This is a genomic window from Paractinoplanes pyxinae (assembly GCF_026626335.1).
Classification (GTDB): Bacteria; Actinomycetota; Actinomycetes; order Mycobacteriales; family Micromonosporaceae; genus Actinoplanes; species Actinoplanes pyxinae.
The window spans coordinates 685,919-709,807 of sequence record NZ_JAPNTZ010000003.1; the positions used below are offsets into that span (position 1 = coordinate 685,919).

The 23,889-nt window shown below is 71.3% G+C and carries 19 protein-coding genes; 10 read left to right on the forward strand and 9 right to left on the reverse strand.

Features of this window, described 5'->3' with window-relative positions; all coding sequences use genetic code 11:
* Nucleotides 1-54: 54 nt before the first annotated feature.
* The 4 genes from OWR29_RS11085 (at nt 55) to OWR29_RS11100 (ending at nt 3,600) form a co-directional block, all read left to right on the forward strand.
* Complete coding sequence (locus OWR29_RS11085; protein ID WP_267562558.1) at nt 55-1,185, forward strand: LolA family protein; 1,131 nt, start codon at nt 55-57, stop codon at nt 1,183-1,185.
* Between the two features lie 78 nt (nt 1,186-1,263).
* Nucleotides 1,264-1,431 carry a hypothetical protein gene (locus tag OWR29_RS11090; RefSeq protein WP_267562559.1) on the forward strand — a complete coding sequence of 56 codons (168 nt, stop codon included), beginning with the start codon at nt 1,264-1,266 and terminating at the stop codon, nt 1,429-1,431.
* A 455-nt stretch (nt 1,432-1,886) separates the two neighbouring features.
* Entirely contained in the window at nt 1,887-2,855 is a 969-nt protein-coding gene (gene trpA / locus OWR29_RS11095) for a tryptophan synthase subunit alpha (RefSeq protein ID WP_267562560.1), read from the forward strand.
* Nucleotides 2,830-3,600, forward strand: coding sequence for a GntR family transcriptional regulator (locus OWR29_RS11100; protein ID WP_324291233.1), 771 nt, complete (start codon nt 2,830-2,832; stop codon nt 3,598-3,600). The genes trpA and OWR29_RS11100 overlap by 26 nt, the downstream gene beginning before the upstream one ends.
* On the opposite strand, the gene OWR29_RS11105 is transcribed toward OWR29_RS11100, so the two are convergent.
* On the reverse strand, nt 3,588-3,857 hold the full coding sequence (locus OWR29_RS11105; RefSeq protein WP_267562561.1) for a DUF2277 domain-containing protein: 270 nt from the start codon (nt 3,855-3,857) through the stop codon (nt 3,588-3,590). The genes OWR29_RS11100 and OWR29_RS11105 overlap by 13 nt on opposite strands.
* A gap of 76 nt (nt 3,858-3,933) precedes the next feature.
* Between OWR29_RS11105 and OWR29_RS11110 the strand changes: the two genes are divergently transcribed.
* Complete coding sequence (locus OWR29_RS11110; RefSeq protein WP_267562562.1) at nt 3,934-4,329, forward strand: DnaJ family domain-containing protein; 396 nt, start codon at nt 3,934-3,936, stop codon at nt 4,327-4,329.
* Here the strand turns inward: OWR29_RS11110 and OWR29_RS11115 are convergent.
* Nucleotides 4,318-5,817: a DUF6114 domain-containing protein gene (locus OWR29_RS11115; protein ID WP_267562563.1), complete on the reverse strand. Its 1,500-nt coding sequence runs from the start codon at nt 5,815-5,817 to the stop codon at nt 4,318-4,320. The two genes, OWR29_RS11110 and OWR29_RS11115, sit on opposite strands and share 12 nt — an antisense overlap.
* Entirely contained in the window at nt 5,817-6,446 is a 630-nt protein-coding gene (locus OWR29_RS11120; RefSeq protein ID WP_267562564.1) for a DUF6230 family protein, read from the reverse strand. The genes OWR29_RS11115 and OWR29_RS11120 overlap by 1 nt, the downstream gene beginning before the upstream one ends.
* Before the next feature lie 253 nt (nt 6,447-6,699).
* On the opposite strand from OWR29_RS11120, the gene OWR29_RS11125 reads away from it, so the two are divergent.
* The 3 genes from OWR29_RS11125 (at nt 6,700) to OWR29_RS11135 (ending at nt 12,052) form a co-directional block, all read left to right on the forward strand.
* Nucleotides 6,700-8,745 (forward strand): transglycosylase domain-containing protein, encoded by a 2,046-nt coding sequence (locus OWR29_RS11125; protein WP_267562565.1) that lies wholly within the window; start codon nt 6,700-6,702, stop codon nt 8,743-8,745.
* Nucleotides 8,746-8,822: 77 nt separating this feature from the next.
* Nucleotides 8,823-10,097, forward strand: coding sequence for a sensor histidine kinase (locus tag OWR29_RS11130; RefSeq protein ID WP_267562566.1), 1,275 nt, complete (start codon nt 8,823-8,825; stop codon nt 10,095-10,097).
* Nucleotides 10,094-12,052, forward strand: a complete 1,959-nt coding sequence (locus OWR29_RS11135; RefSeq protein WP_267562567.1) for an ATP-binding protein — start codon at nt 10,094-10,096, stop codon at nt 12,050-12,052. Before OWR29_RS11130 ends, OWR29_RS11135 begins: the two co-directional genes overlap by 4 nt.
* On the opposite strand, the gene OWR29_RS11140 is transcribed toward OWR29_RS11135, so the two are convergent.
* The 6 genes from OWR29_RS11140 to OWR29_RS11165 all read right to left on the reverse strand — a co-directional run bounded on the left by OWR29_RS11140 (nt 11,988) and on the right by OWR29_RS11165 (nt 21,407).
* Entirely contained in the window at nt 11,988-14,621 is a 2,634-nt protein-coding gene (locus OWR29_RS11140; RefSeq protein ID WP_267562568.1) for a molybdopterin-dependent oxidoreductase, read from the reverse strand. The two genes, OWR29_RS11135 and OWR29_RS11140, sit on opposite strands and share 65 nt — an antisense overlap.
* Nucleotides 14,618-15,397 (reverse strand): FAD binding domain-containing protein, encoded by a 780-nt coding sequence (locus OWR29_RS11145; RefSeq protein WP_267562569.1) that lies wholly within the window; start codon nt 15,395-15,397, stop codon nt 14,618-14,620. Before OWR29_RS11145 ends, OWR29_RS11140 begins: the two co-directional genes overlap by 4 nt.
* 29 nt (nt 15,398-15,426) lie before the next feature.
* A complete protein-coding gene (locus OWR29_RS11150) occupies nt 15,427-16,857 on the reverse strand; it encodes a hypothetical protein (protein WP_267562571.1) in 1,431 nt (476 codons plus the stop codon).
* Nucleotides 16,858-16,932: 75 nt separating this feature from the next.
* Nucleotides 16,933-19,098 carry an RICIN domain-containing protein gene (locus tag OWR29_RS11155; RefSeq protein WP_267562572.1) on the reverse strand — a complete coding sequence of 722 codons (2,166 nt, stop codon included), beginning with the start codon at nt 19,096-19,098 and terminating at the stop codon, nt 16,933-16,935.
* A gap of 9 nt (nt 19,099-19,107) precedes the next feature.
* Nucleotides 19,108-20,328: an alginate lyase family protein gene (locus OWR29_RS11160; protein WP_267562574.1), complete on the reverse strand. Its 1,221-nt coding sequence runs from the start codon at nt 20,326-20,328 to the stop codon at nt 19,108-19,110.
* 197 nt (nt 20,329-20,525) lie between these two features.
* Nucleotides 20,526-21,407, reverse strand: coding sequence for an SDR family oxidoreductase (locus tag OWR29_RS11165; protein ID WP_267562576.1), 882 nt, complete (start codon nt 21,405-21,407; stop codon nt 20,526-20,528).
* Nucleotides 21,408-21,572: 165 nt separating this feature from the next.
* On the opposite strand from OWR29_RS11165, the gene OWR29_RS11170 reads away from it, so the two are divergent.
* Together OWR29_RS11170 and OWR29_RS11175 are read left to right on the forward strand one after the other, a co-directional pair.
* Complete coding sequence (locus tag OWR29_RS11170) at nt 21,573-22,121, forward strand: TetR family transcriptional regulator (protein ID WP_267562578.1); 549 nt, start codon at nt 21,573-21,575, stop codon at nt 22,119-22,121.
* Between the two features lie 34 nt (nt 22,122-22,155).
* Complete coding sequence (locus OWR29_RS11175) at nt 22,156-23,826, forward strand: FAD-binding dehydrogenase (protein ID WP_267562579.1); 1,671 nt, start codon at nt 22,156-22,158, stop codon at nt 23,824-23,826.
* Nucleotides 23,827-23,889 lie beyond the last annotated feature (63 nt).

Consider the following 23,889-nt stretch of genomic DNA (forward strand, 5'->3'; position numbering starts at 1 on the left):
CGGTCACAGCGGCGTTGACGCACTCTTGTGGCAGATCAACGGGAGGTGGACATCGTGTCCGTGTTCAGGTCAAGGCCGGCGCTGCGCTGGCTCGTGCCGTCCGCTGCGGCGGTGGTCGTCATCGGGGGTGGCGCCGCGGCGGGGACGATCGTGGCGAGCGCCGACCCCTCGCTGCCCGAGCGCAGCGCTGCTCAACTGCTGGTCGACCTGCAGAACGCCAAGGTCGACGGGCTGTCCGGCACCATCGTGCAGAGTGCCGACCTCGGTCTGCCCAAGATCCAGGGGATCACCGAGGGCGCCTCGGCCGACGCCGGGCTGATGAGCCTGGTCGCCGGCAGCAACACCGCGCGGGTCTGGTACGCCGGTGAGGACAAGGCCCGGGTCGCCCTCATGGGCACCACGGGCGAGAACGACGTCATCCGCAACGGGTCGGACGTGTGGCTCTGGCAGAGCGAGGGCAACACGGCCACGCACCTGAAGCTGCCGGCCGAGGCGGGCAAGAAGCCGCAGTCGCTGCCGACCGGTGTGCCGTCGACCCCGCAGGACGCGGCGGCCGCGGCCCTGGCCGCGATCGACGACAGCACCAAGGTCACCACGACGGGCGCGGCCAAGGTGGCCGACCGCGACGCGTACGAGCTGGTGCTGAGCCCGAAGGCGACGCAGTCGCTGATCGGGCAGGTGCGCCTGGCCGTCGACGCCGAGAAGCACATCCCGCTGCGGGTCGACGTGTACGCCAAGAACGCCACCAGCCCGGCCATCCGGGTGGCGTTCACGCAGATCAGTTTCGAGAAGCCGGACGCCCAGCAGTTCGCCTTCAACCCGCCGCCGGGCGCGAAGGTGAACGAGTCGAACCCGGCTCAGCTCGAGAAGGACGCCGAGAAGGCGGCCAAGGAGCACGGGAAGGCGCTGCCGCCGGCCGCCGCCGACAAGCGGGCCGAGGCCGCGCCGAAGGTGATCGGGGAGGGCTGGGCGTCGATCCTGACCGCCAAGCTGCCGGCCACCGCGGGCGCCGACTCGAAGGAGGCCGAGGGCCTGCTGAACATGCTGCCGGAAGCCAGCGGCACGTGGGGCAAGGGCCGCCTGTTCTCCGGTTCGCTGTTCAGCGTCCTGGTGACCGACGACGGCCGGGTCTTCGCCGGCGCCGTCGCCCCGGAGTCGCTGTACGAGGCCGCCGCCAAGAAGTAAGCCGCCCAATAGTTCTAGAACTCCCTCTGGTCTTATGCAACACTGCCGAAGGGAGTTCTAGAACTTTGGAGGCGGCGCATGTCCACCCTGTTTGATGAGCCGGCCGCCGGTCGCTTTGGCGATTACGGCGGCCGGTTCGTTCCCGGGCCCCGGGTTCCCACCCGCGACGCCCACCTGGATGCCACCCGGATCGCGCCGGCCCTCTCCGGCAACAAGGACATGGCCACTGTGGGAGCGGTCGCATGACCACCCACGCGGCCGGCCGCAGCCTTCTCGGTCCCGCGCACCCCGCCAACCGCCGTGCCGCCTCGACTGACGGCACTACGTCAACCGCTCGCACATCCCCGCCCGACGGCGATCCCGGAGCGGCGGCCCTCGGCCCAGCTTCGCCGGCCCAGACGTGCTCCGGTAGCGCGGTGGGTAGCTCCCACGGAGGGCCCGCGGTGGCTGAGCTGCACGGCATCAACGGCACGCGGCGGTCGGAACGCGACCACCCGGGCTGCTCATCAGACGCGGGCGCCGCTTCCCCCGCTGATCCCGCGGTGCCGAACTCACGTGGGGACGGGAGCCCTCCAGGCGAACCGACGGCACCGGATTCGCGCGGTGGAAGCGATCCGGCCGGACGGCCGGACGGCGCGGACCCGGCGGGCGACGGCAATCCGGCCGGCCGCCTGGGGACGTCGGGGCCGCGCGAGCGAGTGATGGGTCGCGGCGATGTCGGGCCGGGGCGGAAGCTGCTGGTGACCTATGTGACCGCGGGTGTCACGGCGGACTGGGTCGAGTACCTGTTCGCGATGCAGGAGGCGGGGGCGGACGCGATCGAGGTCGGGCTGCCGTTCTCGGATCCCATGCTGGACGGGGTGACTGTTCAGCAGAGCTCGGATCGGGCTCTCGCTCGCGGGGTCACCGTCGCGTCGATTCTGCGGGAGCTGCACGAGGTGCGGGATCGGGTGCGCGTCCCGCTGATCGCCTTCACGTACTCGAACCTGGTGTTTCGCCCGGGGCCGGCCGCGCTCTGCCGGCAGCTGGCCGAGGCGGGCGTCCGCGGCCTGATCGTGCCCGACCTGCCGGTCGAGGAGGCGGACGAGGTCGAAGCGGCCGCCGCCGCGGTGGGGATCGAGCTGACCCTGCTGGTAGCGCCGGTGACTCCCGACGACCGGCTCGCCGAAATCGTCGCCCGCAGCCGCGGCTACATCTACGCGGTCAGCCGCATGGGCACCACCGGCGAACGCGACTCCCTGGCCTCGTCCGCCGCTGTCGTCGCCGCCCGCGTCAAGGCCGCACAGATCCGCCCGGCGCGCGCCGGCGGGATCGGGGCGGGCGCTGCGCCAGGAGCGGTGCTCACCGAGGTCGATGGCCGAGCGCTTCGACCCGGCGATCGGAGGGGCGGCAGCGACCCGGCCGCTCGGGATCTGACTGGCCGCGACTCGATGCTGGATGCGGGAGGGGTTGCGTCTCGCGAGGCTGCGGGCGAGGACCGTACGGAACGGGTGCCGGTGTTGGTGGGGTTCGGGATCTCGGGGGTGGAGCAGGTGGCTGCGGCGGGGCGCGCCGGGGACGGTGTTGTGGTGGGGTCGGCGTTGATGCGTAGGGTGCTGGACGGGGCCACGCCGCGTGACCTCGGGGCTGAGGTGGCGGCGTTGCGTGGCGCCCTCGATGCCCTGGACTAGGAGGCCTCCGCTGACCGCACCGCGTACGCCGAAGTATCGGGTCATCGCCGATGACCTGGGCAGCAAGATCCGGGGCGGGGAGCTGGTGCCGGGGTCGGCGCTGCCCCCGCAGAAAGAGCTGAGCGCCCGCTACGGCGTCACGCTGGCCACGCTGCGGCAGGCGTTGCAGCAGCTGGAGGACGAAGGGCTGCTTTCACAGCAACCAGGCCGTGGGACGTTCGTGGCCGAGCCGCGGGCTGCCTATCGCCTCGACTCGCTGCGCGGCTTCGCCGAGGACCTGCGCGCCCAAGGGCATCTGGTCACGACCCAGATCCTCGCCCAGACGGTGGCCCAGCCCCCGGCCTGGGCGGCGGCGCACCTCGGCGACACGGCCCACGCCGTACGCCTGGAACGCCTGCGCCTGCTGGCCGGCCACCCTGTCGTGCACCAGGTCTCGTGGATCCGCGGCCGCGAACTGGCCCAGGCCGACCTGAGCGACGTCTCTCTGTACGCCGCTCTGGCCGATCACGGCATCGCCGTCCACCGGGCGAGTGAGGCTGTGCGGCCCGGCGTGCTCGACCAGGCCACCGCCACCCTGCTGCGCCAGCCCGCGGGCACTCCGGCTTTTCTCTCCGAACGGATCACCTACGGCCTGGACGACCGGGCCCTGGTCGCCGACCGGGCCACGATTCTCGGCACCAGGATGGAGATCCGCACCGAGCGCGAGGTGAGCGGCCTCTCGATGCAGTGGGCTCAGCTGGCGTAGCGTTTCTCGGCCCGGGCGCGGGCCTTGGCCGCCTCGACCTCGCGGTTCTTGGGCGGGGCGGTGGTCACCAGTTCGGCCAGCAGGGCCTCGGTGGCGGCGGCGACGGCCGCCACGGCCTGGTCGAACGCGGCCTGGTTGGCCTGCGACGGGCGGGTGCTGCCGGCGACCTTGCGCACGTACTGCAGGGCCGCGGCGTGGACCTCGTCGTGGGTGGCGGGCGGCTCGAAGTTGTGCAGCTGGTGGATGTTGCGGCACACGGCGGACGACCTCCGGGAAGGTGGGGCGGGACGTCTGACAAGTTACGCCAGGGGTACGACGAAATACGATGGGTTCATGGCGCACTGGTACGAGTCGTCGATCGATCGGCAGCTCCGCGAGGCGGCCGAGCGCGGCGAGTTCGACAACCTGCCCGGCAAGGGCAAACCGCTCCGCGGGCACGGCGGGGAGTACGAGGACGACTGGTGGGTGAAGGACTGGCTGGAGCGTGAGGGCGCGACCGCCGGCGTCATCCCGCCCACGCTGTCCCTGCGGCGCGAGACGGAAGATCTGGACGACAAGGTCGATCGGCTGACCGGCGAGCGTGAGGTTCGTGAGTACGTGGCCGGCCTCAACGAGCGGATCGGGAAGGCCAACGTCGGGCTGATGGACGGGCCGCCCGTCATCCTGAAGCCCCGCGACGCCGACGAGGTGGTCGCGGGCTGGAAGGCTCGGCGGGCGTCACGAGGCTGACGCGACACGTTCCCGGATGTCGAGCGGATCGGCCGTCAGGGTGTCGCAATGGACGTACGCCAGCTGGATCGTCACGTCGGTGAACCACAGCACCGGCAGGGTCAGCGGCGGCGGCTGCTCGGGCGTGAACGTCACCGGGATCACGCCGAACAGCTTGCCCTTGAAGTTCGGCGTGTAGAAACGCACGTTCCCGTCGGTGACCAGCTCCTTGCTCTTGATCACTGTCTCGGCCCGGCCGGGTTCGTCCATGGTCAGCGTGAACGGCTTGTTCACGGCCTTGTCCATGCTGAACTTCAGGGCCGGGAGGGTGCCCTTGGCCGTCGGCATGTCGACCACGCCGTCGTACGTCGAGTTGTACATCGTCAGCGAGCCGACCTTCATCACGCCGGGTTTCACGGCGATTCGGGGTACGCCGATCGCGTTCGCCGCGAGGCCGAGCACCCGAGGCCCCAGGCACGGAACCTCGGGGACGGGCGCCGTGCTGGCGAACGACGGTGAGGAGGGCGTGGCCGACCTGGTCGGTGTGGGGACGACAGTGGGCGCGGAAGCTGACGGCGAAGGCGACAGCGACGACGTCGGCGACGTGCTCGGCGCCGGCGACGAGCCGCCGCCGATGCCGAGCAGATTGCCGATGCCGTCGAAGAAGTCCCCGATCCCGTCCAGCACCGGGTTTCCTGTCTTCCCGGGCGTGGCGGACGCGGTGGGTGTGGGCGCCGGCGTCGGCGCGGACGACTTCCGGGCCGGCCGCCGCTCCTTGCCGGCGGGGGTATCCGGCGAGGAGGGCGTCCCGGCCGGAGCCGGCGCCGAACGGGTCACCGAGGAGCGTGACGGTAGCCCCTTGGGACAGTCCGCCGCGCTGGCCGGCAGGTCGCGTCCGGCCACCAGCAGGCCACCGGTCACGGCCACCAGCAACAGAATGACGCCCAGCGCCCGCGGCCCGCGCCGGTGGGACGGAGGTGGCGGATCGTTCAGGCCGGGAAGGAAGGCGGTGTCGCCGTCCTGCATCGGGCGGCGGATGTGGTCGCGCGGCGAGGCGATGGTCGTGTCGTGCACGTCCTGCACCACAGCCGTTTCGGCGTCGGCGGGGGAGGGGACGTGCGTGGGCCCCTCGTCGGAAGGCTCGGTCTCGGTAGGCGCAGTCGGCTTGGCCCGCGGCGGGCCCCAGGCGATCACGAGCGCGCCGCCCACGATGCCGAGCAGCATCCCGGCGAAGAACCCGCCCAGGTTGAGCCCGACGAACGTGTACAGGGCGGTCAGCACCCCGATGATCCCGTAGAACATCCGCTGCGCCGGCGTGACCCAGCAGAGCACCCCGCACAGCAACAGCAGCAATGGCAGCAGGTACGACAGGAAGCCCTGCGGCCCGAGGTGGACCTCCAGCCGGCCCAGGTTCATGTTGGCCGTGTACAGCAGCTCGAGCGCTGCCAGCACGAGGAGGAGGCCGCCCCAGAAGGGCCGTCGGCGGCGCCAGGCCCGGAACGCAGTCATCAGCCCTGGTAGCACTCTTGGCTGCGGTCGTTCAGGTGGAGCTCGAGGCTCATCCCGGTCAGCTTGAAGGTCGAAGCCGAGGTCATGTACGCCTTCTGCTTGAGACCCACGATCGTCACGTCGGTGGCCTGCTGGCCGAACCCGGTGACCTCACCGTGCTCCTTCTGCCCGTCGGCGTCCAGCGTCGAGGCGTCCTGCCCGATGTCGATGTTCTGGAATGTGGCGTCGCCGCTCAGTTCCGACATGCCGATCAGCAGGTCCTCGGCCTCGGCCGGCTTGTCGGGGTTGCGGCCGGCCTCGATCCGCAGCACGACCGGCCCGGCCGTGACCGACTGGCACAGTTTGTAGATGTCGGCCGACTTGATGCCGGACATGGCGGCGACCACGTACTTCTGCCCGGTCGACGACTGCACCGTCTCGGTCGGCAGCTTCTTGCTGTACTGGGTGAAGCCCTCACCGACGAGCCGGTCGGCCGACAGCTTGAACTGGGTGCCGGACACCGAGAAGCTGGCGGCCAGGGCGCCGTTGGCCAGCGCGATGACGAGACCGCCGGCGACCACGGCGGGCACACCCACCGCCACGGCGAAACGACGCCAGTTGGTGCGCCCGTAGGCCGGATCGTCCTGCACGGGTCCTCCTCGAACTGCAGCGAAATCTGTCGATGCCCCGTTGACGTGCGGGAAATATTGCTCCTGCCGCCTCCTCCGTTCAAGAGCGGGAGCTACCGACGGGTAACCATGGCGAGCGCGCGGTGGTCACGAAGAGTTACATCGACGCCGAATACTGCGCGTCGAAGCGGTGTGATGGTCACCACGCGTACAGAGTCACGGTCGGATAACGAAACCCAGCTCGCTTTCAGAAAACGGTGTTAACGACTGGGTGATGGTTGTCAGAGTGGCCCGCCTCGGCGGCTTGTTGGTGCTGGTCGGAGCCTTGATCGGGCTGTCCGCGATCCCGGTCGGCGCGGTTCTGCGCACCGGCGCCCAGTGGAGCCGGCGGCAGCGCGCCGAGCTTCCCGCCCAACTACTGAACCCGTCGAGCGCGCAGCTCACCCGCGTGTACGCGAACGACGGGAAGACGCTGATCACCACGTTCTACGACGAGGATCGGCAGGACGTCGCGCTGACCCAGATCGCCCCGGTCATGCAGAAGGCGATCGTGGCCGCCGAGGACACCCGCTTCTACGAGCACGGCGGCGTCGACCTCAAGGGCGTGGCGCGGGCTGTGGTCTCCGACGCGCGCAGCGGAAGTGCCGAGCAGGGCGCCTCGACGCTCACCATGCAGCTGGTCCGCAACGTCCTGAAGGAGGACCCGAGCCTGACGCCAGCCGAGCGGGCCCAGGCCACGCAGGACACGGCCGGCCGCAAGCTGCGCGAGATCGAGTACGCGGTCGAGCTCGAGAACCGCCTGACCAAGCAGCAGATTTTGCGCAACTACCTGAACATCGTGTACTTCGGCGACGGCGCGTACGGCATCGAGGCGGCCGCCCGCCGGATCTTCGGCGTCACCCCGGCCCGGCTCGACCTGGCCCAGGCGGCCCTGATCGCCGGGGTGGTGCAGTCGCCCGACGCGGACAACCCGATCAGCGGCGACAAGGCCCAGGCCAAGGTGCGCCAGGGCTACGTGCTCGACGCCATGCTCAAGGCGGGCACGATCACTCAAGCCCAGCACGACAAGGCCGCCGCCGAGAAGCTCACGTACTCGGGCGCGACCCAGCCCAACGGCTGCGTCGGCGCCACCGGGCAGGCCGACGGCTGGGGCTTCTTCTGCGACTACTTCGAGCGCTGGTGGGACGGTCAGGCCCAGTTCGGCGCGACCAAGGCCGAGCGCGAGAACGCTTTGCGGCGCGGCGGCTACAACATCGTGACGACGCTCGACCCGGACGTGCAGAAGGTCGCGGCCAAGCAGTCGCGCAAGGTGTACGGGCTCGACAACAAGAAGACCCTGCCGATCGCCGTGGTCCAGCCCGGCACGGGCCAGGTGCTCGCGCTTGCCGTCAACCGCACGTACGGCACCGGCAAGTCGGGCAGCAACACGGTGAACCCGCTGATCAGCGGGGGGAGCGGGATCAACGGCTACCCGTCCGGCTCGACCTTCAAGATGTTCACGATGCTGGCCGCGCTCGAGGCCGGGATGCCGCTGAACTCCGGCTACGACTCGCCGGCGAAGCTGGTCACCGAGTGGTCCGACGACGGGCCGGGCAACTGCGACGGCAAGTACTGCCCGGGCAACGACAACCCGGCCTGGATGGACGGCTACCGCACCATGTGGGACGCGTTCGGCCGCTCGGTCAACACGTACTTCGTGCACCTGGAGGAGCAGGTCGGCCCGGCCGCCGTGGTGGCGATGGCCAAGCGGCTCGGCATCAGCTTCAGCTCACCGTCCGACGCGAAGCTGGCCGAGAGCCCGGACTCGTGGGGCTCGTTCACGCTCGGCGTCATCGACACCACCCCGCTCGAGCTGGCCTCGGCCTACGCGACGGTGGCGGCCGACGGCACGTACTGCGCGCCGCTTCCGGTCGAGACGGTGAACGGGGCCGCCGTCGGCAAGAGCTGCAAGCAGGTGCTCGACCCGGAGGTCGCGCGCGCCGCCGCCGATGCGGCCCGCTGCCCGGTCGGCCAGCAGAGCGCGTACGGGAAATGCGACGGAGGCACGGCGGAGCAGGTGGCCGGGCTGTTCGGCGACCGGGCGGTGGCCGGCAAGACGGGCAGCACCGAGGACAACCGCACCGAGACGTTCGTCGGCTTCACCCCCACCATGGCCGCGGCCGGCATCGCCAACGACCCGGCCGACCCCTCCGACCGGGTCGGCAGCGGCGTCGAGTCGCGCGTGGTCACGGCCGTCGCGCGAACCCTGCGTGCGGCGGTCGGCGATGAGCGGTACGACGGCTTCCCGCCCCCGAGCACCGTCCGGGCCTACGGCGACTGAAAAGCGCTGTCGATCACCGCCCGGGCGTGCGGCCACTAAAACTCAGTGAACGCCGGATAGCTGCCGAACTGAACCCTGTGACCGCCGCCCACGAGCAGCGACGCCTGGCCGCCCTGCACGAGTACGAGCTGCTCGACACGCCGGCCGGGGACGAGCTGGAAGCCGTGGTGCGGGTGGCCGCTCTCGTGGCCGGAGTGCCCTTCGGGACGCTCAACCTGATCGACGAGAACCGGCAGTGCCAGCTGACCACCACCGGTTTCGAGGGCGCCGACTCGGCCCGCACCGATTCGATGTGCGCCGTGCGTTTCGAGACGGGCCAGGTCACCTATCTGCCCGACGCCAGCCTCGACCTGGCCTACACCTTCAACCCCTGGGTGACCGGGTTGCTGGGCCACGTACGGTTCTATTTCTCGGCGCCCCTGGTCACCCCGCAGGGCTACGCGCTGGGGTCGCTGTGCGTCTTCGACGAGAAACGGCACGAGCTCAGCGACGAGCAGATCGACCGCCTGCGTGACCTGGCCCAGGTGCTGCTGGGCCTGTTCGAGTGCCGCCGGCAGAGCCGGGTCAACGCCGAGCTGGCGACCGAGGTGCGCGAGCAGCACGACGAGCTCGAACGCGCGCACGCCGACCTCGGCCGCGCCCACGCCGAGCGGGCCGCCACCATCGCCGAGCTGCGCCGCTCGAACCACGAGCTGGAGCAGTTCGCCGGCGTGGTCAGCCACGACCTGGCGGCCCCGCTGACCGTGGTCAACGGCTATCTGGAGCTGCTCGAGGAGAACATCCGGGGCTCGGACGAGCAGTCGGAGCGCTGGATCGGCTCGGCCGTGCGCGCCGTGGGCCGCATGCACCGCCTGATCACCTCTCTGCTCAGCTACGCCCGGGCCGGTCACGCGCCGCTGCGCGCCGAGCCCGCCCGGCTCGGCGACCTGGTCGACCAGGCGCTCAACGACCTGCGCGGCCACCTGGACGGCGCCACCGTGGTCGTGCAGCCGGATCTGCCGGTTATCGAGGCCGATCCCACCCTGATCCGCCAGCTGCTGCAGAACCTGCTGGGCAACGCGCTCAAGTACCGCCGGACCGACCGCCCGTGCCACGTCGAGGTCGGCGCCAGCCGCGACGGCGGCCAGTGGCGGGTGACCGTGGCCGACAACGGGGTCGGCATCCCCAAGGCCCAGCGCGAGCGCGTCTTCGAGATGTTCGCCCAAGTCGACCCGTCCGCCGGCAAGGGGTACGGGGTGGGCCTGTCGACGTGCGAGCGGATCGTCGACCGGCACGGCGGCCGGATCCTGGCCGTGGAGACACCGGGCGGGGGCGCCACCGTCGTCTTCACCCTGCCGATCACGGCGTCATGATCAAGATAACGAAGCTCAAGTACCGCGTGGCGGGCGGCTTCGTCGTGCTCCTCCTGCTCTTCCTCACCCTGATCGTCGCCCACTTCACCGTGACCGAACGCCAGCGCGTCCGGCACGAGCGGGTCACCCAGCGCATCGACGTCGCCCGCGACACCAACCGGGCCGTGCTGCAGTACATGACCGACGCCGAGACCGGCATCCGCGGCTTCCAGATCACCGGCGACACCGGTTTCCTGGAGCCTTACCTCAGCGGCCGGGCCGGCGCGTTCAGCGCCCTGCAACGGCTCGACGCCCAGCCGCTCGACGACGAGACGGCCCGGCTGCAGCGGATCGAGCGGCTGGCCGCCGAGGACTGGCTCTACGGCTACGCCATCCCGATCGTCAACGCCGGGGTGGCCGACGCCGACCCGGCCCGGGCGCTGCGCGGCAAAGACCTCTTCGACCACCTTCGTACGGCCAACGCCGACGTCTTCGCCGCGGTCGAGAGCTACGAGGAGGGCGCCGGCGCCGACGCGCGCGACAGCTCGCAGCTGGCCGCCCTGTTCTTCGCGGGCCTGGCCACCCTCGTCGTGCTGGCCGGTCTGGGCCTGGCCATGCTGCACCAGCGGCACCTGCTCGTCCCGCTCGAGCACATCCGGCAGACCCTGCGCCGGCTGGCCGACGGCGACCTGGCGGCCCGCGTCGTGCCGTCCGGCCCGGGCGAGCTGCGCGCGGTGGCCGGCGCCCTCAACGAGCTGGCCGCCGAGACCGGGCGGCTGCTCAGCGCCGAGCAGGCCCGGGTGGCCCGCATCGAGCTGCGCCAGGCGGTCACCCACGAGCTGCAGGAGTCCGAGGATCCGGCCGCGACGGCGGAGCGGATCGCCGGGATGATCGGCACGACCCTCGGCGCGGCGAGCGTGCACAGCCGGATCACCATCCAGGCCGGTGTCCCGCTCGGGGCGAACTGGCCGCCCGGCGCCGGCCCGCTCGACGAGTCGATCGTCGAGCAGGCGCGGTCGTGCGCGCCCGGCGGCTCGCTGCGCCCGGCCGGGCTGCCGGGCGCGATCGCCGTCCCGCTCAGCGGCGACGCCGGCTGCCCGCCCGGCCTGATCTGCGTGGTCCGCCCGGACCGTCCGGAGTGGTCGGAGGAGGAGCGGCGGCTGCTCATCGGGCTGGCCCGCGAGATCGACCACGCGGCCCACCAGGAGCGGCTGCGGTTGCGCCAGACCCGCCTGATCAACGAGCTGCGGGTGCTGGACGAGCAGAAGGACGTCTTCGTCGCCACCGTCACCCACGAGCTGCGCACGCCGCTGACCAGCATCCTCGGCTACAGCGAGATGCTCAGCGAGGACGACGAGCACCGCCGGGGCCTGTCGCCGGCCCAGGCCCGGGGCGTCGGGGCGATCCTGCGCAACGCCCACCGGCTCGAGGCCACCGTGGCCGACCTGCTGCTGCTCGACCGGTCCGTGGAGCGCATCGGGGCCCAGGTGCCGGTCGACCTGGCCCGGCTGGTCCGCGAGGTGCACGCCACGCTGGGCGTGGCCGCGCGGGCCAAGGGCCTGGAATGCGCGCTGACGACCGAGCCGGCCTGGGTGCGCGGCGACGCCGTCCAGCTCGAACGGGCGGTCCGCAACCTGCTCGACAACGCCGTCAAGTTCACCGCGCCCGGCGGGCACCTGGACTGCCGCCTCGACTGCGTGGGTGAGCGGGCCGTCGTCACCGTCAGCGACACCGGCATCGGCATCCCCGCCGACGACGTGCCCGGGCTGTTCACGCCGTTCCACCGGGCGGCCAACGCGATGGATCAGGCCGTGCAGGGCAACGGGCTGGGCCTGGCCATCGTGCGCACCATCGTCAGCGACCACGGCGGCACCATCACCGCGACCTCGGAGCTGGGCCGGGGCAGCACCTTCACGATGACGCTGCCGCTGATCCTGAACCGTCTCGCAGAGCCGTCCAGATCCGGTCGCGGGTGAACGGCAGCTCGGTCAGGCGCACGCCGGTTGCGTCGCGCACCGCGTTGGCCAGGGCCGGGGCCACCGGGTTGAACGGGCTCTCGCTCATCGACTTGGCCCCGAGCGGCCCGATCGCGTCGTCGGTGTCGGCGAACAGCACCTCGGTGCGCGGCACGTCGGCGTACGTGGGCAGGTGGTACTGCCGCAGGCCGGTCGTCGTGACCTGCCCGTCCGATCCGATGTCGACGTGTTCGGCCAGCGTCGCGCCGAGCGCCTGGGCCACCCCGCCCTCGATCTGACCCCGGCACTGCAGCGGGTTCATCACCGTGCCGGCGTCGGCGCTGTGCGCGCTGCGCAAAATGCGCAGCTCGCCGGTATCGGGGTCGACCGCCACCCGGAACCACTGCGCGTTGAACGCGACCGAGCGCGGGCTGCCGGCCCAGTGCCCCTCGGCGCTCAGCGGTTGCCGAGCCCCGGCCGCCAGCTCTTTGAGCACCGTCTCGGTCAGGGCGGCCCCGCGCGCCGACGAGACCAGCAGCTCGTGCAGGCCGCGGGCGGCGTCCAGCACGGCCCGGCCGGCCACCACCACGCCGGTCGAGGCGAAGGCGCCGGTGTCGTGCCGCACCACGTCGGTGTCGGACTGGCGCACGGTGATGCGGTCGGGTGTGGTGCCCAGGGCGTCGGCCGCGATCTGGGCGTGCACGGTCGTGCTGCCGTTGCCGAACTCGGCCGTGCCGACCGCGATCTCGAAACGCCCGTCGGGCCGCAGGGTGGCCGTGGCGTCCGCGTAGTGCCCGCCCGGCGGTCCGGCCGCGATCATCGTGATCGCCATGCCGTCGCCCACCCGCCAGCCCTCGGGCGCCTCCTCGGCGGGCGAGTCCGCGGCCGTACGCATGTGGTCGAGGCACTGGTCGAGGCCGTACGACGCGATAGTGAGGTCGTCGACGTGGTCACCCGGCGCGGTCAGGTCGTCCCCCGGCCGTACGACATTGCGCAAGCGGAAATCGATCGGGTCGGCCCCCAGCCGGCGGGCCAGTTCGTCGAGCGCCGACTCGACCGCGAACGACACCTGCCCCAGGCCGTAGCCGCGGAAGGCGCCCGAGGGCACGGTGTTCGTGTAGACGCACCACGCGTCGGTGCGCATGTTGGCGCAGCGATAGACGGCCACCGACTCGTGGCAGGCGTGATACATGACGGCCGGACCGTGATTCCCGTACGCGCCGGTGTCCGACACGACGCGCAGGGCCAGCGCCGTGAGCGTGCCGTCGGCCCGCGCCCCCACCTTGACCGTCACGGTGAACGGGTGCCGCGTGGTGGCCGACGTGAACTGCTCGGCCCGCGTGTACTCGTGCTTGACCGGCCGCCCGAGCCGCAGCACGGCCAGCGCCACCAGATCCTCGACCAGCATCTCTTGCTTTCCGCCGAACCCGCCACCGACCCGGCCGGCGATCACGCGCACCTTCTCTTCGGGCAGGTCGTAGAGCACGGCCAGGGCGCGCCGGGTCAGGAAGGGCGTCTGCGTGCTCGTACGGATCACGAGCCGCCCGTCGTCGTCGAGCCAGCCCACCGCGCCGTGCGTCTCGAGGCTCGCGTGCTGCACCCGCGGCGTCCGGAACGTCTGCTCGTACACCTCGTCGGCCTCGGCGAACCCGGCCTCGACATCGCCCAGTTCAGCGTGCCGTTCGGCGACGACGTTGCCTGGCGTGTCGGCGTGCAGCCGGGGCGCGTCCTCGGCCATCGCGTCGCCGGGGGAGAGGACGGCCGGCAGCACCTCGTACTCGACGGCGAGCGCGCGGCAGCCCTCCTCGGCGGCCGCCTCGCTGGTGGCGACCACCGCGGCCACCCGCTGCCCGGCGAAGCGGACCACGTCGTCGAGCACTCGAGTGTCGGCCGGATCTTCGGTGGCGTGCTCGTGCCGGGCGGTCGAGAACCGCTTGGCCGGGGCGTCGGCGTGGGTCAGCACCAGTTCGACGCCGGGCACGGCCAAGGCGGCCTCGGTGCGCACGGCCAGGATGCGCGCGTGCGGGTGCGGCGAGCGCAGCACCTTGAGGTGCAGCACGCCCGGCACGTCGAGGTCGAACGTGTAGCGGGCCTGACCGGTGACGATGTCGGGGCCGGCCGGGGCGCCCAGGCTGGAACCGACGGCGGCTCCGGGGGCGGGCTCGGTCACGTTGACCCGGCCGGCCAGGGCGTCGGCGACCGCGCGATAACCCGTGCAGCGGCAGAGATTGCCCTTGAGGGCGCGTGGCAGGTCGGAGCGCTGGTCGTCGGTGAGGGCCGCCGTCGTCATGATCAGTCCGGCCGTACAGAAGCCGCACTGGAAACCCTGCGCGTCGAGGAAGGATTGCTGCACCGGGTGCAGGTCGTCGCCGGCCAGACCCTCGATGGTGGTGACGCTCTTCGCGGCGGCGCGGAAAGCGGGGTAGACGCAGGAGTGCACCGGGACGCCGTCGACGTGCACGGTGCAGGCGCCGCAATCGCCGGTGTCGCAACCCTTCTTGACCCCGAAGCAGCCCTGCTCGCGCAGATACGTACGAAGGCACTGGCCCGGACGGGGTGCGCGGTCGTGCTCGCTGCCGTTGATTTTCATGCGGCCAGCTCCGCCCGGATCTGCTCGGCGTAGAGCCGGGTCAGGTGCCGCCGCCAGACCGGCAGGCCGTGCACGTCGTCGACGTAGTCCTCGTCGGCGATCCGCTCGGCCAGCGCCACCTGCAGCAACTCGGCGCTCGGAGCCTCGGGGAAGGTCAGCACGTGCGGGCGTTTGGTCGCCGCGGTCACGGTGATCACGAGCCCGTCGCCGGCCACCCGCCCGACGACCAGCACCCCCGAGCGGCCGTGGGCGAACAAAGACCCTTGCCGGTACGCCGTTCGAGAGCGGAGGTTTTCGGCCGGCAGATGCAGGGAGCGCAGCAACTCGCCCTCACCCAGCACGGTGGTGCCCTCACCGATCACGAAATCGGCCACTTTGACGGTGCGCTCGCCGTCGGGCCCTTGCAGCAGCACAGTGCCGTCGAGCGCGGCCCCCAGCGCGATCATCGGCCCGGCCGGCAGCGCGGCGCACAGGTTGCCGCCCACGGTCGCCACGTTCCAGATCTTGAAGGAGGCCAGGAACGCGTGGCAGCACTTCTCGGCGATGTCGTACCCGCTGGCCGCCACCTCGGCGATCGTGCAGGTGGCGGCGACCTCGAGACCGTCCTCGCGCAGCGTGAGCGCGGGCCAGCCGGCGGTGGTCAGGTCGAGCAACCTCGTCACATGCGGTCGGGGCTCCCCGAACAGGGCCGTGCCGCCGCCGAGCCAGGCGTCGCCCGGCCGCCACTGACCCACCCGAGCTGGGCTGATCACTTCGGCGACGGTGTTCAGGTCCACGTTCGTACGTTACGCGCGTCGTGTTTCAGCTACCTGACGATCAGTGTCGTGGCTGTGACAGTGGCCGCCCACAGCAGGAACAGCGCGGCCGGGCGGCGTGGGGCGTCGATCCAGGGCGGGGGCGGCAGCGGGCTGATCTCGAGGGCGCGGATGCGGGTGTCGCGCAGGGCGGCCACCAGCTGGTCGGCCGTGCGCTGGTGCGAGCGGGAGGGCCAGGGCGCCGGAACAGGCACGTTGAGCACGGCCTCGCCCGCGGTCAGCACCACCGTTCCCTCGTCGTCGTGCACGATCGCGCTGTCGGTGGCCCAGGGCTGGCGGGTGCGCTCGCGGAAGCCGACCGACGCCACCCCGCCCACGTGCCAGCGCAGCCGCGGCCGCAGCTGGGAGCGCCAGGCGTACTCGAAACCGGCCGCGGCGGCCAGCGCGGACGCGACGATCAGGGCCGTCCGGGGCAGCCCGGCGAACCGGCTCACCTCGGCCACCGCCAGCGCCGCGCCGAGCCCGATGGCGATCGTGGCCGTCCACGCGCGGCGGGGCGAGATCCGGTGCTCGCGGGGCTGGAAGGCGTCGGCGTCGCGGTCGGCCGGGCGCAGCGCCTCCGGGTCGACCAGCTGCTCCTCGTCGTCCTCGATCTCGCGGGGCAGGCCCTCGACCACGTCGTACGGCACCTCGACGACCGTCCCGACCGGGCCCACCGGCACGTGCAACCGGTCGCCGACCTCGAGCGCGCACCACGAGCCCGGCCGGGGATCGCCGTAGAGCACGGCCGCCTCGGTGTGGATGTCGTCCTCGTCGTGCCAGGGCTCCGGCTCGGCCACGTCGAAGGCGAATTCCAGCGCCGTACGCCCGTCGTCCACCGGAATCAGCACGTGCACATACCCCTCCTGCTCGACCGCGCGGACCGAGTGCACGGGCTGCGGCACGGTGAACAGGCGGCGCAGCGCGGCCTGGGCCCGGACGGCCCGGGTCAGCAGCGCGCAACCCAGTCCGAAGGCGGCGATCGTGGCGGCCAGCCAGGGCACCGCGGCGTCGTCGACCGCCACCCAGATCACGCCGGCCGCCGAGGCGACCAGCAGCGCGAAGCCGCCCACCTCGGCCGGGGCGGCCACGTGGGGCAGGGCGTACGGAGGTGGCGGCCGCCGGTGCGGAACGGGTAGCGGGGCCGGGGGAGCGTCGAGGCGGGCGACCAGAATGGCCGCCGCCGCGTAGAGCCAGGCGAGCAGCACGGTGGGAAAGCCGGTGGCGAGGGGCGTCCAGAGCACCGCGCCCAGGACGCCGGCCCAGGCCGCCGCGCCCCGATGGGCGTACACCATGATCGCGGGCGCGAGAAGGACGCCCAGCCCGACCCAGCGCGCGGCCGGCGCCGGGTCGGAGGGACCGCCGAGCAGCCCGAAGACCAGCAGGAAGGTCACCAGGCCGGCGGCCGGCACCGTCGATTCCACGCGTAACAGGGGACGCATGACTTCATGGTCATCGACGGTGCCGGGTCGCGGAGCGGGTTTACCGGGTTACTTGCCGCTTCCTTCGGACGGCTCTTACGGGCCGCTGGTGATGCTCGTGACCTGGTGGCCGCTGTTCACCGTCTGGCCGGTCGTGTTGATGACGTTGGTGATCGTGCCGGTGCCGCCGAGCGAGACCGTCACCATGTCGCGGAACCGGACGCCCGACTTGACCGGCACCTCGAACGCCCGCGCGGCCACCACCGACGGGTTGACGTTGAAGTAGCAGTAGCTGCCCAGCCCCCACGCCTCGTGCGTGGTCACCGAGTCGGCCACCTTGTAGGCGGCCCAGCCCCGGGTCGAGCCGTTCATCCACGCCGCCTGGTTGGGCGGGTCGTACGGCATCTCGTTCTGATAGAAGTACGTCCGCCCGCCGTTGCCGTTCCAGATGGTCTGGTACTGCTGGTAGTGCTCGACGAAGAGGCCGTAGAACGTCACGTTGTCGCCGTTGACGATCAGCCCGTTGCGGCCGGTGTTGATGGTCCAGCCGACCGTGCCGCCGTTGCCGTGGTCGGCCCGCCAGATCCAGGCGTGGTCGCCGATCACGTTGTCGCTGTTCACCTCGACGCTGACCGTGGCCTTGCCGGCGATCGAGCCGCCGACCCGCACGAAGACGTCGCTCAGCACGGTCGGGTTGGCCGCGTGGCTCGCCGCCGACCCCGCTGGGCCCACCTGCAGCAGCGTGTTCGAGTTGGTCGTGCCGGCGTCGAAGAGCACCCCGGCCAGGCGGACGCCGTCCACGTCGGCGATCTGCATGGCGTTCACGCCGCCGACCGGCACGAAAGTAGCGAGGCCCAGTCCCAGGATCACCGTGTTGGCCCGGGTGACGTTGAGCGTCTGATTGAGGTTGTAGACGCCCGGCGTGACCAGCAGGTTCTTGCCGGACGCGAGGGCGGCGTTGATCGTCGTGGCGGTGTCACCGGGCTTGACGATGTAGAACGTGGTGATCGGCAGGGACGACCCCGCCGGGTTGCCGTTGGCCCAGGTGGTGCCGCTGGCGTTGCTGCGCAGGGCCGGCACGAACACCTGGTAGGCGCCGGCCGAATCCACGTACAGGTAGGGCTTCTCGGCAATCGTCGGGGACGATCCGATCGTGGTGAACGGCGGGTTCGGGAAGCTCTGAGCCGGGGCGCCGGGCGAGCCGACGAAGACCTGGTTCCAGTTCGAGCCGTTCCAGCTGCCCATCTGCGAATTGCGGGTGAGGAACTGCTGCTGGCTGCCGGACTGGATCTGCCCGTCGATCTTGGAGTCGGCGATGAACCCGCCGGACGACCAGCCCCCGTCGGAAAGAGCCAGGTTCCCGCGTACGTGCATCCGGCGGTACGGCGCGGCCTGCGACACCGCCCATCGGTCCAGGCCGTCCGGCGGGGTCACGCTGAGACCTTCGGCCGACCGCCAGAAGTTCTGGGTGGCGTTCTGCGAGCCGTCGTGCCACCAGTCGGCCTCGGCGTGCACGTGCCCGTTGATGGTCACCTGGTCCGGGTTCAGGCCGAGCCCGGCGACCTGGGTGAAGAAGCCGACGTTGACGTCGTTGTTGTAGCTGCCCGGCTTGAACAGCAGCGCGTACCGCTGGGTGCCGAACTGGTTCTCGACCTGCTGGTTGAACACGGTGTTGAGCCGGTTCTGGATGGTCGAAGCCGACATCGACGGGTCGAAGACGCTGACGTTCGGGCCCAGGTCGGGGTTGTTCGGGTTGGGCGGCACGGTGGTCGGGGGCGGGGTGCTGCTGCCGTTGACGGTCCACTTCTGGTTGGCGCCGCCGCCGCACGTCCACAGCTGCAGCTTCGCGCCGTCGGCCAGGTTGTTGTTCGTGATGTCGAGGCACTTGCCGGCCTTGACGTTGACCAGGTCACGGGCCGCGTTCAGCGTCCACTGCTGGCTGGTCAGCCCGCTGTAGCAGTCCCACAGGTGCACGACCGCGCCGTCGGTGGTGGCGCCGTTGGCCACGTCCAGGCACTTGCCGAGGCCGCGCACCGAGCCGTCGTCGCCCAGCGTCCAGGTCTGGTTGGGGCCGGGGGAGCAGGTCCACATCTGCGGCTGGTTGCCGTTGGCGGTGCTGCCGTTGGTCACGTCGAGGCACTTGCCGTTGGCGGCACTGACGACTGTGCCGGTCGTTGCGGCCAGCGCCTGCGTGACGCCGACGACGCCCAGCCCGATGACGGTCGCGCTGAGGACCGCGCCCGCCAAGATCCTTCTTCTCATCGCTGATCCTTACGCGGGGTTGTTGGCGTGGGTGAGCGTTTCCCAGGCCACGAACAGATTGTTCGTGCCCTGGGGGCGACGCGATTCGGTGTAGGTGCGGCTGTTGCTCATGGCGATGCCGAGCCGGTTGGCCAGCGCGTTGTAGGCCACCTCGGTCACCGGGCCGAGCCCCTTGACCACTGATCCGCCGCAGATGGTGCTCGGGACGGCCGTACCGTTCTCGAACTTGGTGTGGAAACCGAGCGCGTGCCGCATCCGCTCGGAGACCGTGGGCCACAGGTCCTGGCCCTGGATCCGGGTGGTCTCGGCGACGTGGCTGATCGCGCTGAGCCCGTAGCCGGTGTGCACGAAGTCGCGGCACGTCTCCTGCGAGAGGCCGTCGACGAAGGTGCTCTGGCCCTGCCAGTAGCTGATCAGCTCGGCCCGGGTGTCGACGCTGCCGACCGGCGGGTACTTGGGCTGGCTGCCGTCGGCCGCGATGTAGACATAAGCCGCCGTACGGGCCTGGAAGCGCGCGATGGCCCGGTCGTAGCTGGCCTTGTCGTCGAGGTGGACGGCGATGCCGACGGCCGCCTCCATCATCGACAGCTCCCAGTTGCCGTTGCTGCTGCTGCCGGCGATGACCACTGGCAGGTACACATTGCGCAGCATGGTGGCGAAGCGGGCCTGGTTGGGCCAGGTGCCGTACGCGTGCTTGATGATCTCGGCGGCGCGCGGCCACACCGAACCGGCCCAGCCGGTCTGCAACGGGGCGTTGCTGTTGGTGTGCGACTTGATGGTGGCCGACCACGCGTCCATCAGCGCGATCGACTTCTGGGCATAGGCCGTGTTGCCCGTGTAGTACCAGATCAGAGCGTCCGTGTACGCGGCGATCGCGTCCTCGCGCTCGTCGGTGCACCCGTTGTTCGGGTTGGAGTAGGAGCCGCACTCGACGGTGGCCCTGGGGGCGGGCGTGCGCGAGAGGGAGGCGTACCGGCTGGCCGCCATCTGGTTGTAGGCGGCCGTCCAGGGCTGCGCCTTCTCGGCGAGCTTGCCCTTGACGAAGTCGAGCTGGGCCCGGCTGACCAGGACGCCGGGGTGGGTGAAGGCGGCGGGTGCCTTCACCTGGGCCGCGGTGGTTGCGGCGGCGGTGGCCGTGGTGGCTGCGTCGGCTGTCACGAGGCGAACGCCGAAGGTGGCGGTCGCTGCGGCTAATGCCGTGAACGCGGCCAGGAGTACGCGTTTGCGCATGGGGATCTCCTGGGGTGGAGGAACCGAAAAGGTAGTTAACAGTTCCCACCCCGGGAGATCCCGGTCAAGGCGATATCGACCGACTTAAGTGTCTCTTAAGGATTTCGTTCAGGGCTTACTTGAAGTAGTGGCCGCCGGCTTCTGCTTGAACAGCAGCCCTTTCCTGAGCCGGCGGCTTCTGCTTGAGCCGGCGGCTCTTACTTGAAGTAGTGGCCGGCGGCGAGATCGTCGAGCAGCGACGGGCCGGTGGGCGTCCAGCCGAGGCGTTCGCGGGTCAGCGCGTTCGAGGCCGGGCTGTCGGCGGCGAACATGGGGCCGATCCAGCCCAGGTCCTCGGGCTTCGCTTCGGCCGTGGGCACGCCGAGCCCGCGCCCGATCGCCTCGGCGATCTCGCGGCCGGTGACCGCCTCGTCGGCCACGGCGTGCACGATCGCCGGCTCGGCCGTGGCCTGCTCGACGGCCAGGCGGAACAGGGTGGCCGCGTCGTCGCGGTGCACGGCCGTCCAGCGGTTCGAGCCGTCGCCGATGTAGCCGGCCACGCCGCGCTCGCGGGCGACCCGGATCAGCTCGGGCACGAAACCGCCGTCGCCGTCGCCGTGCACGGTGGGAGCCAGGCGCACGGCGATGGGCTTCACGTCGCGGCTGGCCAGAGCGAGAAGCGCGGCCGCGTTCTGCTGGCGCGGGTGGGCGGTGGCCGGGTCGGGGATGTCGCGCTCGGTGGCGACCCGGCCCGGGATCAGGCCGAGCGTGCCCGAGGCGATCGCGAACGGGCGACCGGTGCCGGCCAGGGTGTCGCCGATCGCGTCGATGGCGGCTCGGTCCTTGCGCAGCGAGTCGGCGAAGTTGCCGAAGTCGTGCACGAAGGCCAGGTGGATGACGGCGTCGCTGTTCTTCGCGCCCTCGCGCAGGACGTCGAGGGTGTCGAGGTCGCCCCGCAGGACGTCGGCGCCGGCCGCGGCGACGCGCTCGGCCGAGGCGTCGGAGCGGGCCAGGCCGGTGACCTCGTGGCCGTGCTTCAGCAGCTCGGGGACGACGGCGGAGCCGATCCAGCCCGAGGCGCCGGTGACGAATACGCGCATTGCTTTCTCCTTGACGAGGATGTCAGTCGCTGTCATGAGCGTAGACCGGGATGTCAGGCGCTGTCATCACTTCGCGGGGTGTGATGTCAGGAACTGTCGTCGCCTATGCTGGGCCTCGTGGGCCGCTGGGAACCGAACGCCAAGTCACGCCTGAGACAGGCGGCGATGGACTTGTACGCCGAGCACGGCTTCGACCAGACGACGGTGGCCGAGATCGCCGAACGGGCCGGCCTGACCGAGCGCACCTTCTTCCGCCACTTCACCGACAAGCGCGAGGTGCTGTTCGCCGGCTCCGAACGCCTGCAAGAACTGCTGATCGACTCGGTCGCCGCATCCTCGCTGTCCGTCGGCGCCACCGCTCCTTTCGCCGGCTCGTCGGCTGTCGCGGCGGTGGCGGCGGCGTTCGAGGCGGCGGCGGCCGACTACTTTCCGCCCGTCGAGTACTCGCGGCAGCGGCAGCGGGTGATCGACGCCAACCCGGCCCTGCAGGAGCGTGAGCTGGCCAAGCTCGACCGCGTCGCCGCCGCCCTGGCGTCGGTCCTGCGCGAGCGCGGCGTCGACGACCTGCCGGCCGCGCTGGCCGCCGAGGTCGGTGTGGCGGCGTTCAAGGTCGCGTTCACGCGCTGGGTGACCGACCCGGCCGACACCGCCCTGATCGAGCATGTGCGGGACGCCTTCGCCGGGCTGGACGCCGTGTTGCCGACCGGAAGCTGAAACTTCCTCAGGATTTCCGGTACATTGCCGGGCCATGGACGCAGACGTCATCGTCGTCGGGGCCGGCCTGGCCGGTCTGGCCGCCGCGCACGAGCTCACCTCGGCCGGCAAGCAGGTGATCCTGGTCGACCAGGAGAACGAGGCCAACCTCGGCGGCCAGGCGTACTGGTCCTTCGGTGGGCTGTTCCTGGTCGGCACTCCCGAGCAGCGGCGCATGCGGGTGGCCGACTCGTTCGACCTGGCCTGGAGCGACTGGCAGGGCAGCGCCGGCTTCGACCGCCTGGACGACCAGGACTCCTGGGGAGTGCGGTGGGCTCGCGCGTACGTCGAATTCGCGGCCGGGGAGAAGCGGGCCTGGCTGTCGTCGCTGGGCATGTCGTGGCTGCCGACCGTGGGATGGGCCGAACGGGGCAGTCTGCGGGCCGACGGGCACGGCAACACGGTTCCGCGGTTCCACGTCACCTGGGGGACGGGCACCGGGGTGGTCGCGCCTTTCGTCCGGTCGATCCAGGAGGCGGCGGCCCGAGGGCTCGTCACGTTCCGTCATCGGCACCGGGTCGACGAGCTCCTGGTCGAGAACGGCGCAGTCACCGGCGTACGCGGGAAGGTTCTGGCCCCTTCGGACGGCGCCCGCGGCGAGCCGTCCAGTCGCGAGACAGCCGGCGATTTCACCTTGACCGCGCAGGCAGTCGTCGTGGCTTCCGGCGGCATCGGCGGCAACCACGATTTGGTACGAAAGTACTGGCCCGAAAGTCTAGGCACGGCACCGAAGCACATGATCACCGGCGTTCCCGAGTACGTGGACGGCCGCATGCTCGAGATCTCGGCCGACGCCGGCGCCCGCCTGGTCAACCGCGACCGCATGTGGCACTACACCGAGGGCATCCAGAACTGGAACCCGATCTGGCCCGCCCACGGCATCCGGATCCTGCCCGCGCCGTCGTCGATGTGGTTCGACGCGCTGGGACGGCGGCTGCCGGCGCCGTGCTACCCCGGTTACGACACGATGAGCACGCTGCGTCACCTGCGGACGACCCCCGACATCGCCCGGCACGACCACTCCTGGTTCATCCTCACCCAGAAGATCATCGAGAAGGAGTTCGCGCTCTCCGGCTCGGAGCAGAACCCCGACATCACGGCCGGCGACAAGCGCGCGTTCCTGAAGGAGCGCATCCTCGGCAAGGGCGCCCCCGCTCCCGTGGAGGCCTTCAAGCGCAAGGGCGCCGACTTCGTGGTCGCCTCCACGCTGGACGACCTGGTGGTCGGCATGAACAAGCTGACCGACGAGCCCCTGCTGGACGCCGCCCACCTGCGCACCCAGATCGAGCACCGGGACCGCCAGATCGGCCACCCCTACGCCAAGGACGCGCAGATCCAGGGCATCCACAACTCCCGCCGCTACCTGGGCGACCGCATCGGCCGCACCGCCGCCCCGCACCGCCTGCTGGACCCGGCGGCCGGCCCGCTGATCGGCGTCAAGCTGCACATCCTGACCCGCAAAACCCTGGGCGGAATCCAAACGGACTTGGACTCCCGCGCCCTGACTTCGGACGGCACCCCCATCCCCGGCCTCTACGCCGCAGGCGAGGTAGCCGGCTTCGGCGGCGGCGGAGTCCACGGCTACAACGCCCTGGAAGGCACCTTCCTCGGCGGCTGCCTCTTCAGCGGCCGAGCCGCCGGCCGCCACCTGGCCCAGTCCCTCTGACCCCGCGGCCGCCGCCACCTGGCCCAGTCCGTCTGACCCCCGCGGCCGCCGCCACCTGGCCCA

Bases quoted from the DNA above. Each gene is read 5' to 3' on its own strand.
- OWR29_RS11090 (WP_267562559.1), top strand. From the start codon at position 1,264: ATGTCCACCCTGTTTGATGAGCCGGCCGCCGGTCGCTTTGGCGATTAC.
- trpA (WP_267562560.1), top strand. From the start codon at position 1,887: ATGGGTCGCGGCGATGTCGGGCCGGGGCGGAAGCTGCTGGTGACCTAT.
- OWR29_RS11110 (WP_267562562.1), top strand. From the start codon at position 3,934: ATGGCGCACTGGTACGAGTCGTCGATCGATCGGCAGCTCCGCGAGGCG.
- OWR29_RS11115 (WP_267562563.1), bottom strand. From the start codon at position 5,817: ATGACTGCGTTCCGGGCCTGGCGCCGCCGACGGCCCTTCTGGGGCGGC.
- OWR29_RS11125 (WP_267562565.1), top strand. From the start codon at position 6,700: ATGGTTGTCAGAGTGGCCCGCCTCGGCGGCTTGTTGGTGCTGGTCGGA.
- OWR29_RS11135 (WP_267562567.1), top strand. From the start codon at position 10,094: ATGATCAAGATAACGAAGCTCAAGTACCGCGTGGCGGGCGGCTTCGTC.
- OWR29_RS11140 (WP_267562568.1), bottom strand. From the start codon at position 14,621: ATGAAAATCAACGGCAGCGAGCACGACCGCGCACCCCGTCCGGGCCAG.
- OWR29_RS11150 (WP_267562571.1), bottom strand. From the start codon at position 16,857: ATGCGTCCCCTGTTACGCGTGGAATCGACGGTGCCGGCCGCCGGCCTG.
- OWR29_RS11155 (WP_267562572.1), bottom strand. From the start codon at position 19,098: ATGAGAAGAAGGATCTTGGCGGGCGCGGTCCTCAGCGCGACCGTCATC.
- OWR29_RS11160 (WP_267562574.1), bottom strand. From the start codon at position 20,328: ATGCGCAAACGCGTACTCCTGGCCGCGTTCACGGCATTAGCCGCAGCG.
- OWR29_RS11165 (WP_267562576.1), bottom strand. From the start codon at position 21,407: ATGCGCGTATTCGTCACCGGCGCCTCGGGCTGGATCGGCTCCGCCGTC.
- OWR29_RS11170 (WP_267562578.1), top strand. From the start codon at position 21,573: ATGGACTTGTACGCCGAGCACGGCTTCGACCAGACGACGGTGGCCGAG.
- OWR29_RS11175 (WP_267562579.1), top strand. From the start codon at position 22,156: ATGGACGCAGACGTCATCGTCGTCGGGGCCGGCCTGGCCGGTCTGGCC.